Genomic DNA, 16,453 nt, shown 5'->3' on the forward strand with positions numbered 1-16,453 from the left:
TGCCGCAGAGCACAAAGCCAATCTCAGTCAGCCACCGTCAAAGGCGGCCGCAAGGTCAACCATCAGCACGAAAGCTCCAATAAATTTCTAGTAAGACGTCGCGATCGTTGCTCTCGTCGCCAAAGACCATGACGCCGAAGATGTTGTGAAGTTACTGCAGCAGCGTGCCGAGTATCTCGTCGAGGATCACAAGAACAACTTGCTCAAGTCGATCGAGGATATTCTCGAAATGGAGATGCGTGAACGCGAAGCCGCATCACTGTCACGGTCGATTGCTGAAGCACAGGCAAGGCTGGATCGACTGCGTGAAAGTCAAAAGCCATTTTTGGAGACTAAGTGAGAACGAATCGGACCTTACCGATTGGGACTGTAGATGCGAAATCCATGGGTAGATAAATATTCAATGTCTAAACTTGCCCCACGCCGCATGCGCGGAGAAAAGATTCTCCAATCACCTTCGCGCTTTTTGAGTATTTGCTTCAACGTCAGCCTACGAAAATTTTTCATTATTTCGACGTCGAATACTATTTCAACGGTTTCTGGATCAATCGTACGTATCGATACGAATTGCAGAGTTGACACCATGATGGCGGCGGTTTCAAACTCGAAAATCTCGCCAGCGTTCCTCTCCGCTGCAGAATGGAAACACGATTGGTACAAGTCTTTATCTTGCTTAAGAATCGCAAACCACAGTGTTTGCATCGTCGCTTCAGGTGTTTTGAAGCCAACGTTGGTCCACTCAGATTTTTCGATTTTGGGTTGGTTCAGATCAACGACCTCGCTCTGCGGAGGCATCGCGACTTGGGAGATAGCGGGTGTAATGCTCGCCATTGTTACAAAAGCGAACATTGGAAGTTGCATTAATCGCATTTCATTTCCTGCTTCGGGAATCGGTAGGTCAGTTCGACAAACGCTCGCCGCGAGATATTACCAAGTCGATTCGCGAGTGCTAGTAGCAGTATCGAGCTTCCAATCACCGTCTACCTTTTTAAGAACGTGCACCATCGCAACATTTTTGTCATCCGGCCATGGCGTCCATCCCGCCACTTCAAATTTCACTTCGACGATTTTGTCGTCGATTCTTCGCACCGCTAATAACTGCAGTGACTTCGCGGCATCAGCAGCCACTTTAATGTCTTCGAGTACCATTTCTTTCATGTCGACTAAACCGTCCATGCTTGATCGGATCAGATCCAGGTCTCTCTCTCGCATGGCAAAGCAGAAAGTTTGCATCGCTGCTTCGGGAGTCTTAAAGCCAACGTTCGACCAATCCGATTTTTCAATCTTGGATTGTTTTAAGACCACAATTTGGTCTTTCGAAGGTTGGGCATCTTGGGAGAAACCAGGCGTTGCACTGGCAATCAATGCTATTGCGAACATTGGAAGTATTTTGAAGAGCATTCTATTTCCACCTGTGGGTATCCACACCGATTCAAATCCGAAAAATACTGCCGTCGACCGTAGCGATTGGCGTCCAAGAAAACAATACCAGCCGCCCCAACGCCGCAGATCGTCGGCGTGTTTCGCGAGTCTTCCTAGGACTCGCGGCACCAACAAAAACATAGCAACTGGCGCTAGCGTGGTCCCATTGGTGGTCCCACGATCGGCGCTGCAAATATTTGCCAAGACGAACAACATGACGTCTTGATGCCGCTGCGAAAACATGGCTCTGTGTGTGTAGCGATAACTACTCGTCACACGCAGTGCTTTGTAAGGGCCTTCGAACTGCGAAGGCCACAGGATGGATAGAAACGAAACTTGATGAAGTCCGAGAACCGACAATCGCTAGACCACGCGGCCGGCGAACTGCGGGAGCTCGCGAAGCTTAATGTGAAACTCGATGTGCAAGCATGACTGTCATTTCGCGATCAGCATCCAGCTCGCGATTGGATCGACCGAAATGCTGTCACCATCGTAACGCGTCCAATTCGTTTTCGGTTCCATCTGACCAATCGCGGTCACTTCGTTTCCATGGCCAGATCCAGACAATTCAAACCAAACTTGTTTGTCACGTGGAATGTGAAAGTACATTCTTCTGGCACCGGTACCACCGATATATTCTGTGCCGGAATCAATTGAGCTCGGATTCATTACAGCCAGAAGTTCGCGCTCACTTGTGCCAGCATGAATAGTTGAAATAGCTAGTTCCGCGTCGCCATAACTATCAGCTAGAACATGATTTGACGATTTGTCGGCGGGTAGAACAGAATCGTGGCTGCTGTTGCATCCTGCGAACCATACCAAGAACATCAAAATCAAGAGACGTTTCTGCATATGTTTCATCCAAATGGATCCAGTTTTTGCATAACCAAGCCGCCGCAGTCGATCACGTAAAGTTAACCTCCAGACGTTCAGCATTGCGTTGAACCACACGCTATTGATACTATACCGCTTTATGCAGGACGCTATGCGTATTGTCGTTACAACTTGGAAGGATTCGCAAGAATGTGGGAACGAGTCGTTCGCTCACGAGCATGGATCTCAATACTTTTAATCGCCCCTTTCGCCGCATACAGCCTGTTCCATCCGACAATGCTTCGCGAAGGCAGCGTCCTGGACGTCATTTCACACGCCACAGGATGGGTGCTATTTCTGTCTGGGGCACTCACGCGATGGTGGGCAACGCTTTATATAGGCGGAAAGAAAGACGGTTCCTTAGCAACGTCTGGGCCTTACGCATTTTGTAGAAACCCACTCTACGGCGGCACTTTACTTCTTACTTTGTCGATACCGTTCTTTGTACATAGCGCTTTACTATTTGTTGGGATCCTTTTTGCAGCCGGATTCTATCTATCGGTCACGATACTTTACGAAGAATCAAAATTGAGGGAGATCTTCAGCGGAGAATATGAACGGTATTGCGCCCAGGTTCCTCGATTCTTTCCAACGCTAAAAAATTCCGCTCGGGAACAGTTCCTTGTTGTGACTACTTCGGGACTTCGTGCCGAGGCGATAAGGTCGTTTCGCTGGGTATTTATCCCAGCAATTTGTGATCTCATGGCACATCATCACATTTTACAGTAAGGCCCTGTACCGCCTTAAACAATTGTCTGGAACACTGTTACGAAAAGTCGCTATGTAACAATAGATAGTCTTGAGACGAACCGATTTCCAAAGTACTTGTGGAAAACATTTTCGTCGAGTGGCCCCCAAAGATAACAACTTCTTCACTTGAGCCATTTTTTAGCAGGCGGTGCCTCACAGAATGAGCAAGCCTCTTTGCATGCTAGCGGAATCCTCAGTCACTGAAACCGCCCGAAGGTAGCAAAATTCTCGAATTATGAATTAAATTGTCGATTTCTGAGCTTGAAGTTAAGCGGAGAGACGCCTTCTTTGCTGATTCCAAAAGAGTTGTAAAGACTCTTTTCCAGCTCCATAGCTTTTCTGGTTTTGCAAGCCGACATCGACCTGCTGTTGGCGTTACTGTAGGTCGCCAAGCTGCTTTTTCGTCACCTTGAAGGCTTGCTTTCGTACGTAAACCATCGCATCACGAACGCGAAAAGCGAAGGCTTCAACAGTCGCATTCAATCGATCAAAAGTGCGGCAGGTGGCTTTCGGAATTTCAAGAACTACAGTACTCGCATTCTGTTCTGTTGTGGCAAGGTCAATCTATGTCTCAAAATTCTCTAGCCACTAAAATCTTCGAGGGACCTTACAAAGAGATACTCAAGACTTTTCAAAACTAGTATTTGACGTGTTCGTTTATCGCTAGACCAGACAATCGCTTCACTTGGAGTGGGACCAACAAAGTGCAGCTCCAAGCGCTTCGAAGTCGCCAACAAGTTTTACTTGATGGATTGATGATCCTAGACGCAGCAATCAGATCTTCGTTCTACGGGAACAAGGCCAGTCATGATTCAAGCGCAAAAACGCGTTAGGCTAGTTTTGATCCGATTTCGACCGAGGCGAGCTCAGCCGGATTGTATACTTCGCAGGTCGTTGCGGTAGGTCGAGCGGCATTGTAAGGATGTACACTAACCACGGTTCGTTTGATGAGGCCCGTTCAATCGCCCAGTAACACAACGCCGCGAATCTGCCTGCACTCTTTAACAAATTTCAACTTCGCCGATTTTTGCATCCAGTGGTTGTAGGATTTCTTCCGAATTTAAGGAAATCTCCGGATCTGACCGTTTCCTGTCGAGCATAAACTCATGTTGAAGTCCATTTTCCGATGGTCTCTCGCAATGTCCGTTGTCGCGTTCATCGGAGCCGACGCTGTTGGCCAAGGGACATGGCTGTCAACAGCAGGGCCAGTAAATCGCGGCATGGGTGGCGCTTCAACTGCCGCTCCAACAGACGCAATTGGTGCGATCTATTGGAACCCGGCGACGATATCGGGTATGAACAGCTCTCAAACGGCATTCGGACTCGATCTACTGTGGTCAAACCAAACTGTTACCTCAAGCTTGGGGCCGTTCAATGGATCAACCGATTCCGACAACGGTACCTTCCCAATTCCAAACGTTGGTTGGGTCTATAAAACGTCGTTGCCGCAGGTCACTTTGGGGCTAGGCGTCAACGCAGTCGGTGGCTTCAAAACAAACCTGCCAGCAGATCCTACAAACTTAGCACTGGCACCGCCACCGATTGGACTTGGTCAAGTCAGCTCGCAAGCGCAATTTATGCAGCTTGCTCCCGTGCTATCGTATGCTGTTTCCGACCAGCTTGCGATCTCCGCCGGCCCAACAATCACAACTGGTGAAGTACAAATCGACCCGTTCGTATTCAGCTCGCCCAATACCAACGGACAATATGCCAATGGAAGATCTTCCAAGTACCAATGGGGAGGTGGCTTTCAAGTTGGAGCGTTCTACGTTGCCGACTGCAACTGGAGTTTTGGATCGTCTTTCAAGAGCACTAGCTGGTTAGGCGAATTCGAGTTCTTTGGTGAGGACGCTAACGGCTTGCCACGGACGATGACTGCAGATATCGACTTGCCGATGATCGTTTCACTCGGAACCGCATATGCTGGTTTTGAAGATACGATCATCGCGTTCGATGTACGCTATTTCGACTATGCCAATACAGCTGGATTTGGAGATCGAGCAGTTTTCGATTCGACTGGTCGGCTGGGTGGGCTTGATTGGAGTTCGGTGCTGGCAACTGCGCTAGGCGTACAAAGAAAGTTTTCTGACTTGGTGACCGGGCGAGTTGGATACACGTACAACCAGAATCCTGTAAAGAACAGCGAAGCGTTTTACAACATCGCATCGCCACTGATCTACGAACACATGGTCAGCCTAGGTGGTTCGCTGACTCCGAATGACTCCCTCGCTTTCAACATTGCCTACTCACACATGCTAGAAAACACGCGGTCGGGACAACTTATCCAGCCAGGCGTTGGACCGGTGCCCGGTTCGACTTTCACCAACAGCATGGACGCACATTTTCTTAGCTTTGGCATCTCAGTCGATCATTAATACTCGAGAACTCCTGGGAATCAGGCGCGTTGCTAAGAAGAAACGTTGTTGTATCTTACGGCGGATAGGATAGAAAACTGGCATCGCCTCTGCTAAGCTAAATTCTGAGAGCTCAAGCTGCAATGGCGGTGGAGTAGCGTTTAGCTCCGTTGATCGAGTTGAGCTCCCGAGAGGGGACTCGGTACGATGAAAATCTATTTTGCATTGACTCTGGCAGTCTTGGTTATCGTCGCAGCCGCAACTGTCTACTCACGGCACGATCCAGCAAAGCTATCGGGACAGGCTGTATCGCAATCGATTGGCGACGAGGAAATCGTTCAGTTGCTCAATCAATCCGAACGTTTTTTACACAAGAAGACGGGCGTGGAGACGAAACCACTCTCGGATGCGCAATCCCGGTTGCTTGTCGCTGCTCTGCGGCACAAATATAAGTTTGAGTCGATTCAACCGCAGCTTGCTGTTTATAAGACTCCGTGGCCATCGCTGTGGTCTGTACCTTTATCGGAGGAAGCAGTTGCAGATCTCGAACATTTGGAAAGCACCGTTGGGTGGAACCCGCGACGGGACAATCAAGACGATCGAAGGCTTGCGTTGAAAGTCTTGCACGAAGCCACGGTTGATGAATTTATTCGTCAAGAAGGGTTTGGCGTATATCGAGTATCGACTATGGATGGTTCCATTCCCGAGCATATCCTAGCACTGAATTATTTGAGCCAGCCCATTGCTCAGCCGACCGTCCTGAAGTCCAAACAAACGCTATCCTCTGAGTCTGATTCAATTGACGATTTTCTTACATCGCCAAATGCAGTCGGAACAGATTGGAAGGCAGACAAGTCATCTGAACCGAATGGAAAGTATTTGAATGGGTTTCCACATCCCGAAGCATTAGAGTACCTGCATCAGTCAGCTTACGACGACTTTGTATTCGAACGTGGTTGGGGATTCGTTCGTTCGCCAAAAGAGGTTGCAGGTTTTCTGCCTCATCGCGTTTCGCGAGTGCCCGAATTGTGGATGAAGGTGGATCATATAATGACGAACGTGAATCAGGGGTGGAGTCTGTCGTCACTGGAACTTATTGGGCTTTGGAAGTCTTCGGAACCGGTGGCTTATGTCAGCAAGAATCTTCCTCAAATGGAAGAGATTCGCACGGCGCCAACGCGAAAACTCACGGATTTCGAGGCGGCAAGCGTCCAGAGGTTGACTCAGGGAGAACAGTTAGTTGTAAATCTTGAAAAAGGCGGTATCCGGATGGTAGGCGCCTTGCGAGCGCATTCAGACTGCATGCAATGCCATTCAGTGAAGCGAGGTACAGTGCTAGGCGCTTTCTCTTATACACTTGCTCCTGTGCGGTAGTTTCTCCTGAAGGCCGAATCGCTGGCAAGTAGCTTTTCACTATACCAGAAGGGCTGTGGCACATCTTCTTCTCGCTAAGCCCGAAGGGCTGGCACATCTTCTGCCGGGTTCGAAGGCCCCGGTCCCAAGTACTTGTTTGGCTCGGAGGGCCGGCACGTTTTTGTATCTGTTATGACCGAGCACTAAGCCCGAAGGGCTGGCACATCTCTTGCCGGGGTCGAAGGCCCCGGTTCCAAAACATTGTTTGGTTATAAGGCCCGAAGGGCCGACACATTTTTGTATCTGGGCGTCAGCCCTCGGGCTTTGAGGCGTTTGTGTTCTAGCGAACCGGCAGTTAGCACCGCCGGCAGAGGATGTGTCAGCCTTTCAGGCTTAGGCCGACAGAAGAAGCATCACTATGCCCGTGCCCCGGACACGCCAAGAGGCAATCATATTGACCGAGCCAAATGCCTAAAGAACTGCGAGACGCTCGTTCCCAACTGGCCGAGAGTTCCAGCTCTGAACCAAAATGAATCCGAATATTTGCTTACTCCATAAAGATCTTTTAAATTCCTTGAAAGACAGATTTTGCAATTCTTAGGAGTACAAAAAATGACCACTCACCAGCAATTGATCTATCATGTTGTCTTCAGCACCAAGAAGCGACACAAATGGCTTACCGATGGGTTTCGAGAGAATGTGTTTGCTTATTTGGCTGGTACAGCGAAGGAACTGAGCGGATTTGCGATCAAAGTAGGAGGCTTCTACGATCATGTGCATTTGCTGGTTCGCATCCCCGCCAAAATCGCCGTTGCTGAATTTATCGGCCAATTAAAGGCCAACACGAGTAAACATATAAATGAAACCAGCGGAATAATCCGCAAGTTTGGTTGGCAAGATGGATACGGAGCATTCACAGTGAGTACATCCGCGATCGATCGCGTTGTTGCCTACATTGAGAATCAGATGGCGCATCACTCTAACCAGTCTTTTGAGCAAGAGTATCTCAGTCTTCTGGAAAAGCATGAAATTGAATATGATCAACGGTATGTGTTTGACTGATTTTCTCGACCTTTTGTGTGTCAGCCCTTCGGGCTTAAAGTGCTGGTGATTTTAGCGAACCGGCGGTTAGCACCGCCGGCAGAGGATGTGTCAGCCTTTCAGGCTTAGGGGAGCAGGATGAGTCGCTATGCAAAAGTACTGGGTCTTTTAATAAGCCCGAAGGGCTGGCACATCTCTTGCCGGGGTCGAAGGCCCCGGTTCCAACACATTGATTGGTTTTAAGGCCCGAAGGGCCGGCACACTTTTGTATCTGTGCGTCAGCCGTTCGGGCTTTTTAGCGATTATGGTTCTAATCAACCGGCGGTTAACACCGCCGGCAAAGAGTGTGTCAGCCTTTCAGGCTTGGAGTTGCATGAGGAAACATTAAGCGTAATATTCGACCGCTGGTTAGCACCAATAGGAAAGAGGGTGTCAGCCCCTTCAGGTCTTTTCGTTGCTGGAAAACAGCTCATCCAACACCGATTTTTAAGGCAATTCTCGGATAAAGATGTTTCGAAAGTCGATGGGAGAGCCTTCGGATTCCAGGCAAAGGTAGCCTTCAGCAGGATTACACTGATTTCCCCCTGAGACCTCTTCGCCATTCACCCAAAGCCGCACTTCGCCATTGATCGCCCGGACGTAATATTGGTTCCACTGGTTAATGCCTTTGCTAAGCTCCTTCTTCGGAAAACCCCTGCTCCCATTGGGTGAGAGCGGTGGGAAGGGCTTCATGGTCGACTTACCGACAGCGAATATGTCACCGTTGGTCGTAAAAAAATCAGGCTTCTTGCCCGTCGTTTTTTCATAGTACTCCGCATAACCATGGTCCAGCATCTGGATTTCGATGCCGCTGGCTGGCAGTTCCCCGGGAGGCAATTCTTCCAACGCCTCGGGGGCAACCCAAGCGAATACACCGGAGTTCCCCGCAGACTTGAGGTGCATCCATTCAATCGTCAATTCAAAATTGCGGTAGATCTTAGCACTTCGCGTCACACCAATTGGCTCGCCGCTTCCGTGAGCAGTACCTTCGTCCCAGACCAACGTTTTGTCGTCCCCATTGACTCGGACAAAATCCCGTTCACCCAGCTGAGTCCAACCTGGTCCCCCAGACACGATGATGGAAACCGCCGGTTCGGCAGCAACGCTAACTGTCGCTAGAATCGAAATCGCACAAAGCAGGGGAAGCGATTTCGTTGAGTAGATCGTTCGGAGAGATACATTCAGCAAGTGATTCATCATACAGTTGTATTCGATTGTGTGGAGGCGAGTGCAAAGCCGAACCGTGCAAACCCTCGGGAGCTGGTCACGGTACTCTGGGGCTTCCATTATGCCATAGGCGAGTCGAGCGTGGTGCGATATCACGACCAACTCATGAAAATCGATTACGAGATACGGTTGAGACGCTGCGCAAAGTTCTCCAACTCCCGCAGGTTCGAAAACGACATCACTTGGGAATTACCCGCGAGGTTAAGCGGCGAAGTAGCCCTTCCGCCAATCAACATGGTTGTCCCAACGGGCAGGCTTGCAATAAATTGATTTAGCTGATTCTGGAAAGTCGACTCCTCTTCTAAATACGATATGCTGAGCCAGACGAAATCTGCGTTAAATCGTTGGACCGCTTCCAGCAACGAATCGAACGGTACGTTTGTGCCAAGGTTAGTCGCTCGGATATTCGATTGCCGCAGCACCGTTTCCACCAAAGTCGTTGGCAACAGATAGTTATCGTCGCTCGGTGACGCTCCGATCGCGACGCGTGCGTTATCCGAGGGCGTCGGGATCATTCGTCGAAATTCATGCAGCAACCGGATGATCGTCGTAACTGCCTGCCGCTCTTCAAAAACGCAGACATCGCCGCTATGCCACAAATCTCCGATCGTCTTGAAGCATGGCGCGATCAACTGATCTGCTAATTCTGCAACACTCTCTGTGAACGAGAAGAACTGCATCAAGATCATTCTGCATGCTTGTTCATCATTCCGCAGCAACCCTTGCAAAAGCCGCTGCTGCAACTGGAAATAGGGACGCTGCAACTCGTGGGCGGCCGGGATATGGGCGCTAGACGCGCGACTTCCAGAATAACTCAGATCTTCAGTCGGAATTTCAGCCAGGGCATCGGGTTTGCGGTTGGTCACTTTCAGAAAACTTTGCAACGCCTGAGAAGAAATCCTGCGGTGCCCTCCTAGCGTCTTCGTTGACTCGATGATTCCGCGATCACACCATCGTTTCACCGAAGATTCGCTAACACTCAACGCTTGAGCAATTTGTTTCGGGGAGTAATCGGAAGTCATCTGGAATTCTTGGAAACGTTCAGGGAAAAACAGTGAACGAGTTGAACGTTTTAACAGTAAGACAATCGTTCTCCTCATATGACCTATTATACGCTGCAGGAAAGAGCCAGCAGCGGTCATTCGTCGAAGACCACAAGGAAAACGATCTGACCGTAAACCGCTTTCGCAAAAGACCTTATGTCCTTTACTTAAATATCGATCCAAAAAACATTCAGAAATAGCGGAGCCCCTACTTGCTTTCATCGGTGAAGACTCGCTATAAAGAGAGTGAACGTTTTGGACGTTTTAGCTGAGTGATTTGATGGTTTTGACCCGCCCGCTAGGGACTGCGGGGCTGAAAGTACGGCGATCGCTCGTACGTCCTTGTGAGAAACGTTCATTTGCCGCGCGATGCTGCTGAGCTGCCAATTGCCACGAAATCACAACCTAATTGAAGTGTGCCTAGAAACTAAGGAATGCGAAATGTCCCACCCACCTAAATCCAGTTCTTCGAAGACGCGAGTTGCTAAAGCGACCTTTCGTCGAAGCAAACTCGAGCAAACGTTTAGCGCATACCGACAAGCGAACTTTGCTGATAAGTGTGCCACCGACCAAGCGAGAGAATTGATCAAGCAGCCAATTGAGTTCATCGACAACGAACTCTTTCAGAGCGGTACGGCAGAGAAGGAAATCTTAGGAGATCAGTTGTTTGGCGTTCATGTCCCAATTGCCACTAAAGCCAGCAAGTTGCCAGACCTGCCCATTCATCTCGCTCGCTTATGCGAAACAAAACTCCTGACCGCAGTGGAAGAGAAAGAACTGTTCCAGCGGATGAACTACCTTCGTTACCGTGCTGAAAAGTTGCGGCTCAGTATCGATCACAAACAGATGAGCGAGAGTGAAGCTCAGCAACTAGTTTGCATGTTACGAGCAGCGGATTGGTATCGAGATTCGATAGTCAAAGCGAATATGCGGCTTGTTATTTCGATTGTTAAGAAGTTCGTCAATCCTAACAACAATTTTGACGATCTGCTGAGCGACGGTATTGTAGCCTTGATCCGTGCGGTTGAGAAATTTGATTACCATCGTGGATTTCGGTTTAGCACTTACGCAACCCAAGTCGTTCGACGCAACTCGTATCGCGTGATCATGCAGCGCCAGACCGAACGCCTCCAGGTGACAGCCAGCGTAGACGAACCCGGTATGGAAATCAGCGAAGAGATACGCGAGTCGAGCATGTCGGAAGCGAGATGGAACGCGCTTCGTTCCCGGTTGGCTCAGATGCTAGATTCGCTGGACCGCCGGGAAAAGCTGATTATTCGGGCGAGGTTTTCTCTCGGCAGCCATCGCAACGTTAAGACTCTCCAATGCCTTGCGGATAAACTAGGTGTTTCGAAAGAGCGAATTCGCCAGCTCGAAAAAAGGTCTCTCGATAAACTTCGTGATATGGTAGAACTAGAGCCTGTGCTCGTTGAAGCAGCGCAAGGAGATTAGCAGCGGTCCCGCCCTTTAAGTTCAAAGCCTAGGTATGCAATTCACGAAGTCTACTGAATTACCCTGTGATTGCGAGACAGCGTTTGCGTACCATGAGCGTCGAGGGGCTCTCGATAGGTTGATGCCTCCGTCGGACAAGGTGGAGATCAAGAAACGGGCTGCTTCGATAAAGACCGGCGAGAAGGTCGAATTTAAGCTTAAGAAGTTTGGCATCCCCATCACTTGGAAAGCCGAACACACTCAGTATGAACCGCCGAATTCGTTCCAAGACGTACAGAGATCAGGCCCATTTTTGCGTTGGAAACATACGCACGGGTTCACGAGTGGCGTTCGCGATTCGTGCATCTTGACCGACGAAGTAGAATACGAAATCTCGCGGTTTTCTCTTGCGCAAAAACTTGCAGCGGGACCGATCGCAACGAAACTCGAGAAGATGTTTGCGTATCGGCATCGAGTTACCCTTGACGATCTCGCATTGGGGCAAAAGCTAAATTGTTCGACGGGCAAGAGGATCGTGATCTCAGGCGCAAGTGGTGCACTCGGCCGTCGAATTACGGCCCTCGCGACGGTACTTGGACATCAAGTCATTGCGTTGGAACGCGTCCGAGATCCGAGCCAGGTAGTTTCGGGACAAACTAAAACCGACTCGCTAAGCTTATTCTCAAGCGCAACGCCTTGGCATGTTGAATCAGGCACACTAAACTTGGAAGACTGGGAGAACGTCGACGCGATCATTCATCTCGCAGGTGCAAGTATTGCTGGGAAGCGATGGACTGAATCTTACAAGTCGACGCTTTACAAATCACGCGTGCCCGCTTCGGAGAAATTATTTGGAACGCTGAGCACTGCTGGGTTGCTGCCGGCCAGCGTGGTGACGGCTTCGGGGGTTGGTATCTACCCGTCGTCTGAGGACGAGATGTTAGTCGAAACTGTGCCACCGGCGAACGACTTTTTGGGCGGGCTGGCTCACGATTGGGAAGCGGCGAGCCGTCGGGCTTGCGATGGAAAAACGCGTTGGTGCGCTGGACGACTTGCCATGGTACTGGATCCACAGCATGGTGGGTTAGTTCCGCTTTTATGGCAATGCTCATTGGGTGGCTCGGGGAGAATCGGCGACGGAGAAATGTATTGGAGTTGGATTGAACGGGACGATGCCGCCTCGGCGCTTTTATGGCTCGCGTTAAACGACAGCTGCCAAGGACCCTATAACTTGTCAGCAGAACCCGTCAGCAACCGACGATTTATGACTTCGCTCGCGCAAGTCATGCGGCGGCCCAATTGGATCGTCATTCCAGAAGCCGCGGTAGAGCTAGGCTTGGGAGAGCTTGCTAATGGATTGTTGCTGCGTAGCAATCGATGTGATAATTCAAAACTGAAGGCCTCAGGGTACCCGATGCGTTTTTCGACGTTAGGACCGGCCTTGCAGCATCTTTTATAGCCCAACAGACGGCGTAGCCCTAGCTCCAGAGTGACGCTTCATACGGCAGTTGCGGCGGTGAGAATTCTGCAGGGTTCTTGACGGTTGCCGGTGGTAGCTATAACGTCACGTGTAGCTAACAACATACACTTCAACAATGGCTAGGGGCGATCATGGGCGTTTTGATGCAGCTCGCTCGGATCATCATTACTGAGATCAGCGACTCGCAGGTTATCTTTCTTAGGGAAGTCGAGGGAGATCGGGAATTTCCGATCTTGATCGGTATTTTTGAAGCGACCAGCATTGATCGACGCGTCAAATCAGAAGGAAAGCCAGCTCGGCCTTTGACTCATGATCTGATCGTGGATGTCGCTCAGAAGCTTGACGCCGTTATTGAATCTGTGATCATTTCAGAGCTAAAAGATCGCACCTACTTTGCTTCACTGCGACTGATGCGCGGAGACGAAATCATCGACATTGATGCTAGGCCGTCGGATGCAATCGCGGTGGCGGTTTCGTACGATCCACCTCTTCCAATCTACGTCGCCGAAGAAGTGCTCGATGCGGCGTCAGGCGAGCAAGCAATCTAGCAAAGTTCGCACAGGGATGATCAATAAAGCAACTAGGAGGCACAATGGCGAGAAATGAGCAACTGATTCGGCAACATAAGGTGTTGCAGGTTTTAGAGCGCCGGCGTTTCGGTTCCACGTTAGAGGATATCCGCGATAGCGTGGTGGACGATTTAGGCCTCACTTCATTGCATGTGCGAAGCATCCGACGCGATATTGAAGCACTGCAAGCGGCTGGGATGGACATCGTCAGCGAAGAGACCGCGAGCGGTCGCGTGTGGAAGATGCGCCGCGCGGATATTGGTCTCCACAAGATTTCGATCTCGGCCTCCGAGTTGATTTCGCTCTCTATGGGTCGCGACCTGATGGTCCCCTTGATTGGTACCGTATTCTGGCAAGGAATTGAGTCTTTCTGGAATAAAATCCGAGAGCAATTGCCATCCGGCGTTTGGGACCACTACCAACGATACCGAAAGACGCTGCGAGTCATCGGCTTGCCCAACAAGAGTTATGAGAAACAACAAGGTTTGCTGCGCACCATCAACCGTTGCATCGCTGAACATCGGCGCGTGGAGATTGAGTACGAATCGCTAGGCAAGCCTCGCGCGATGCGGATCATTGAACCTTATGGTCTGGCGATATATCAGTCGAGTATTTACGTTGCAGCAACCGAGTTTGGCCGCAAAGGGGACGAGGACAAAGAAGCGCATGAACGTTTGCGGAACTGGAAGCTGGACCGATTCTATAAGGCGACAGCGCTCGACGACTGGTTTAAACCCGATGAAGATGTCGATTTAGAGCATGTAGGTAAAAGCGTAGGCATCTTCAGCGGCGATCGTGCAATATCGTATGTTATTAAGTTGTCGCCCAATGCAGCGCGTTGGATTCAGGAAGATCCCTGGCATGCGGAACAACAAATTATTGTCCACGAGGACGGCACCACAACAGTCAGTGTGCCGGCATACCATCCGATGGAAATAATCCCGCGCATCCTGCAAATGGGGAGTGAAGCCGAGCTATTAGAACCTGTCGAAAGCAGGACCATCATTGCCGACCTTGTAAAGCGAATCGGGCAGACATATGGCGTTGTTTAAACTAAGCAGCAACGATCCACCAGTTTAATACTTTGATAATCAGCGGGGCGACAACCGTAATCAGCACCAAGGCGACCGGATAAGCTGCCACGTAGCTTGTTACTGGTTGGCTAGAATCAGTCGCGCCGGTTAGGACCGCGAGCCCTGGCGTCGAAGTCATTCCGCCGCAAGTCGCCCCCAAAACTTGCTTCATCGGCAAATGAAAACTGAAGCGAGCAACCAAGAAGCCGACGACCATTGGAACCACCGCGATGGCCGTTGCGACGGCAAGCAAAAGCGGTCCATGTTGCGTAAGGACTGAAGCTACGTTCGAACCGGCTCCCACCCCGGCATCAGCGAGGAATAAAGCAAGCCCGCCTTCCGTTAGCAACAATTGGGCAGCAGGAGGAAAAGAACCACGAACGGGACCAATGCGGCGGAAATGGCCCAACACTAGTCCGACGGCGAGCGGCCCTCCTGCAATCCCGAGCGACACCGACAAACCGCTTAAGTTTAACGTGAAATTGCCAACGAGTATCCCAAGGCCAATGCCCATCGCCAACGAAAGCAAATCGGTCTCATTCAAGGCTCGCGGTCGATGTCCGACTACGTTTTCGATATTTGCAAGATTGATCGATTCACCGACTAAAGTCAAAACGTCGCCAAACTCGATCCGGGTCCTCGATGAAGGCACAAATTCAATATCGTGCCGCCGAATCCGTGCGACTGTGACGCCGTACCGCGACCGTAACCGCAGTTCTTTCAAGGTCTGCCCGTAAATTTCTTTCGAAGTCGCGACAACTGTTTTTCGCTCGCGATCCGCATCCAGCACAGCTCCATTCTCTTCGCACAGCACGCCTAATGTTTCAGCGACGCGTTGCAAGACATGCAGTTCGCCAACCAAAATGATCTTTGAGCCCAGCTGAAATGTAAATTCAGGTGGCGTCGGTCGCCATCTTGCATCGATCTGCACCCGTGATATCTGACAGTTCGAATCGGAAAGCACTGCAAGATCGCCTGGTGCGCGACCGACAATGCCAGGGTTCGCGATTTCTACCACACGCCGTTCAATAGTAGTGTGTTCGTTCGGAGACGTTTCGTCTGCACCATAGGATACGTTATCACTGCTCGCTGGCTTATGCAGCTTCATTATCAATTGCACAAACAGCACAACTGCAACGATGCCGATAGGATAGGCAACACCGAAGCCAACTGCGACTTCCGCTGGATTGATAGTCGATTCTGTGATGGCTCCAAGAGCGGGTGTACTGGTCATCGCACCAGCCATCAGCCCTGCGGCGAGTTCCGGTGGCAGTTCAAGAACTTTGGCGCAAACTATAGTTGTGGCAAAGCCAGCGACCACAATCAAACCACCAATGATCGCCATGATCCGTCCGCGAGACGCTAGCCCGCGGAAAAAGGTAGGGCCTGCAGAAATGCCAACGCAGAACACGAATATGGCTAGCCCTAGCGTTCCAAGCCCGTCTGGTATTTTCAAACCAAAGTGTCCGGCCAACAATGCGACGAACAGTATCGCTGACGTACCAAACGAAACGCCATAGACCGCAATTCGACCTATCGCTAAACCGATTACTATAATGCCAAGCAAAACCGTTAGTGGCGTCACTTTATGTCCAATTCGTTCGTAAGTACGACCTTATATGGTCCAACGACGCGTCTTTATAAGCACGTTGACCTTACGTGAATAGTGTTTTCCGGCAACGCGAACCGCGACACCCTTGATGCCTTTCAAGGGAAATCTATCACGTTGTAATTTAACATTGCAACAGAGCATGGAGAAAGTTAAACGTTCCGTGTCAACTCGTCGCCGGAAAGTGAT

The 16,453-nt window shown here is 50.3% G+C and carries 16 protein-coding genes; 10 read left to right on the forward strand and 6 right to left on the reverse strand.

The annotated features are described in order from the left end of the window. The first annotated feature begins 145 nt into the window (after positions 1-145). Positions 146-340 (forward strand): hypothetical protein, encoded by a 195-nt coding sequence (locus SH451x_RS15535; RefSeq protein WP_479357902.1) that lies wholly within the window; start codon positions 146-148, stop codon positions 338-340. A gap of 14 nt (positions 341-354) precedes the next feature. Here the strand turns inward: SH451x_RS15535 and SH451x_RS15540 are convergent, their stop codons facing one another. The 3 genes from SH451x_RS15540 to SH451x_RS15550 all read right to left on the reverse strand — a co-directional run bounded on the left by SH451x_RS15540 (position 355) and on the right by SH451x_RS15550 (position 2,274). Beyond that, positions 355-870: a hypothetical protein gene (locus SH451x_RS15540; protein ID WP_479357903.1), complete on the reverse strand. Its 516-nt coding sequence runs from the start codon at positions 868-870 to the stop codon at positions 355-357. A 57-nt stretch (positions 871-927) separates the two neighbouring features. After that, positions 928-1,665 carry a hypothetical protein gene (locus SH451x_RS15545; protein WP_479357904.1) on the reverse strand — a complete coding sequence of 246 codons (738 nt, stop codon included), beginning with the start codon at positions 1,663-1,665 and terminating at the stop codon, positions 928-930. A 192-nt stretch (positions 1,666-1,857) separates the two neighbouring features. After that, on the reverse strand, positions 1,858-2,274 hold the full coding sequence (locus SH451x_RS15550; RefSeq protein WP_479357905.1) for a hypothetical protein: 417 nt from the start codon (positions 2,272-2,274) through the stop codon (positions 1,858-1,860). A gap of 171 nt (positions 2,275-2,445) precedes the next feature. Between SH451x_RS15550 and SH451x_RS15555 the strand changes: the two genes are divergently transcribed. From SH451x_RS15555 to tnpA, 5 genes are all read left to right on the forward strand, one after another. Beyond that, entirely contained in the window at positions 2,446-3,024 is a 579-nt protein-coding gene (locus SH451x_RS15555) for a methyltransferase family protein (protein WP_479357906.1), read from the forward strand. 414 nt (positions 3,025-3,438) lie between these two features. Then, a complete protein-coding gene (locus tag SH451x_RS15560) occupies positions 3,439-3,630 on the forward strand; it encodes a transposase (RefSeq protein WP_479362913.1) in 192 nt (63 codons plus the stop codon). 521 nt (positions 3,631-4,151) lie between these two features. Continuing rightward, positions 4,152-5,420: an OmpP1/FadL family transporter gene (locus SH451x_RS15565; protein WP_479357907.1), complete on the forward strand. Its 1,269-nt coding sequence runs from the start codon at positions 4,152-4,154 to the stop codon at positions 5,418-5,420. Positions 5,421-5,606: 186 nt separating this feature from the next. Beyond that, a complete protein-coding gene (locus SH451x_RS15570) occupies positions 5,607-6,773 on the forward strand; it encodes a hypothetical protein (protein WP_479357908.1) in 1,167 nt (388 codons plus the stop codon). Between the two features lie 591 nt (positions 6,774-7,364). Then, positions 7,365-7,814: an IS200/IS605 family transposase gene (tnpA, locus tag SH451x_RS15575; RefSeq protein WP_479357909.1), complete on the forward strand. Its 450-nt coding sequence runs from the start codon at positions 7,365-7,367 to the stop codon at positions 7,812-7,814. 465 nt (positions 7,815-8,279) lie between these two features. On the opposite strand, the gene SH451x_RS15580 is transcribed toward tnpA, so the two are convergent. Beyond that, positions 8,280-9,032, reverse strand: a complete 753-nt coding sequence (locus tag SH451x_RS15580) for a 3-keto-disaccharide hydrolase (RefSeq protein WP_479357910.1) — start codon at positions 9,030-9,032, stop codon at positions 8,280-8,282. 143 nt (positions 9,033-9,175) lie between these two features. Further along, positions 9,176-10,081 (reverse strand): MerR family transcriptional regulator, encoded by a 906-nt coding sequence (locus SH451x_RS15585; protein ID WP_479357911.1) that lies wholly within the window; start codon positions 10,079-10,081, stop codon positions 9,176-9,178. Positions 10,082-10,543: 462 nt separating this feature from the next. Here SH451x_RS15585 and SH451x_RS15590 point away from each other — a divergent pair, with 462 nt between their 5' ends. The 4 genes from SH451x_RS15590 to SH451x_RS15605 all read left to right on the forward strand — a co-directional run bounded on the left by SH451x_RS15590 (position 10,544) and on the right by SH451x_RS15605 (position 14,634). Continuing rightward, complete coding sequence (locus SH451x_RS15590; RefSeq protein ID WP_479357912.1) at positions 10,544-11,554, forward strand: sigma-70 family RNA polymerase sigma factor; 1,011 nt, start codon at positions 10,544-10,546, stop codon at positions 11,552-11,554. 34 nt (positions 11,555-11,588) lie between these two features. Next, positions 11,589-12,992 (forward strand): TIGR01777 family oxidoreductase, encoded by a 1,404-nt coding sequence (locus SH451x_RS15595; RefSeq protein ID WP_479357913.1) that lies wholly within the window; start codon positions 11,589-11,591, stop codon positions 12,990-12,992. A gap of 152 nt (positions 12,993-13,144) precedes the next feature. Then, on the forward strand, positions 13,145-13,561 hold the full coding sequence (locus tag SH451x_RS15600; protein ID WP_479357914.1) for a bifunctional nuclease family protein: 417 nt from the start codon (positions 13,145-13,147) through the stop codon (positions 13,559-13,561). Positions 13,562-13,605: 44 nt separating this feature from the next. Beyond that, positions 13,606-14,634 (forward strand): helix-turn-helix transcriptional regulator, encoded by a 1,029-nt coding sequence (locus SH451x_RS15605; protein ID WP_479357915.1) that lies wholly within the window; start codon positions 13,606-13,608, stop codon positions 14,632-14,634. Between the two features lies 1 nt (position 14,635). On the opposite strand, the gene SH451x_RS15610 is transcribed toward SH451x_RS15605, so the two are convergent. Further along, entirely contained in the window at positions 14,636-16,240 is a 1,605-nt protein-coding gene (locus SH451x_RS15610; protein WP_479357916.1) for an aspartate:alanine exchanger family transporter, read from the reverse strand. Between the last annotated feature and the right edge of the window lie 213 nt (positions 16,241-16,453).

The organism is Njordella aestuarii, assembly GCF_056494165.1.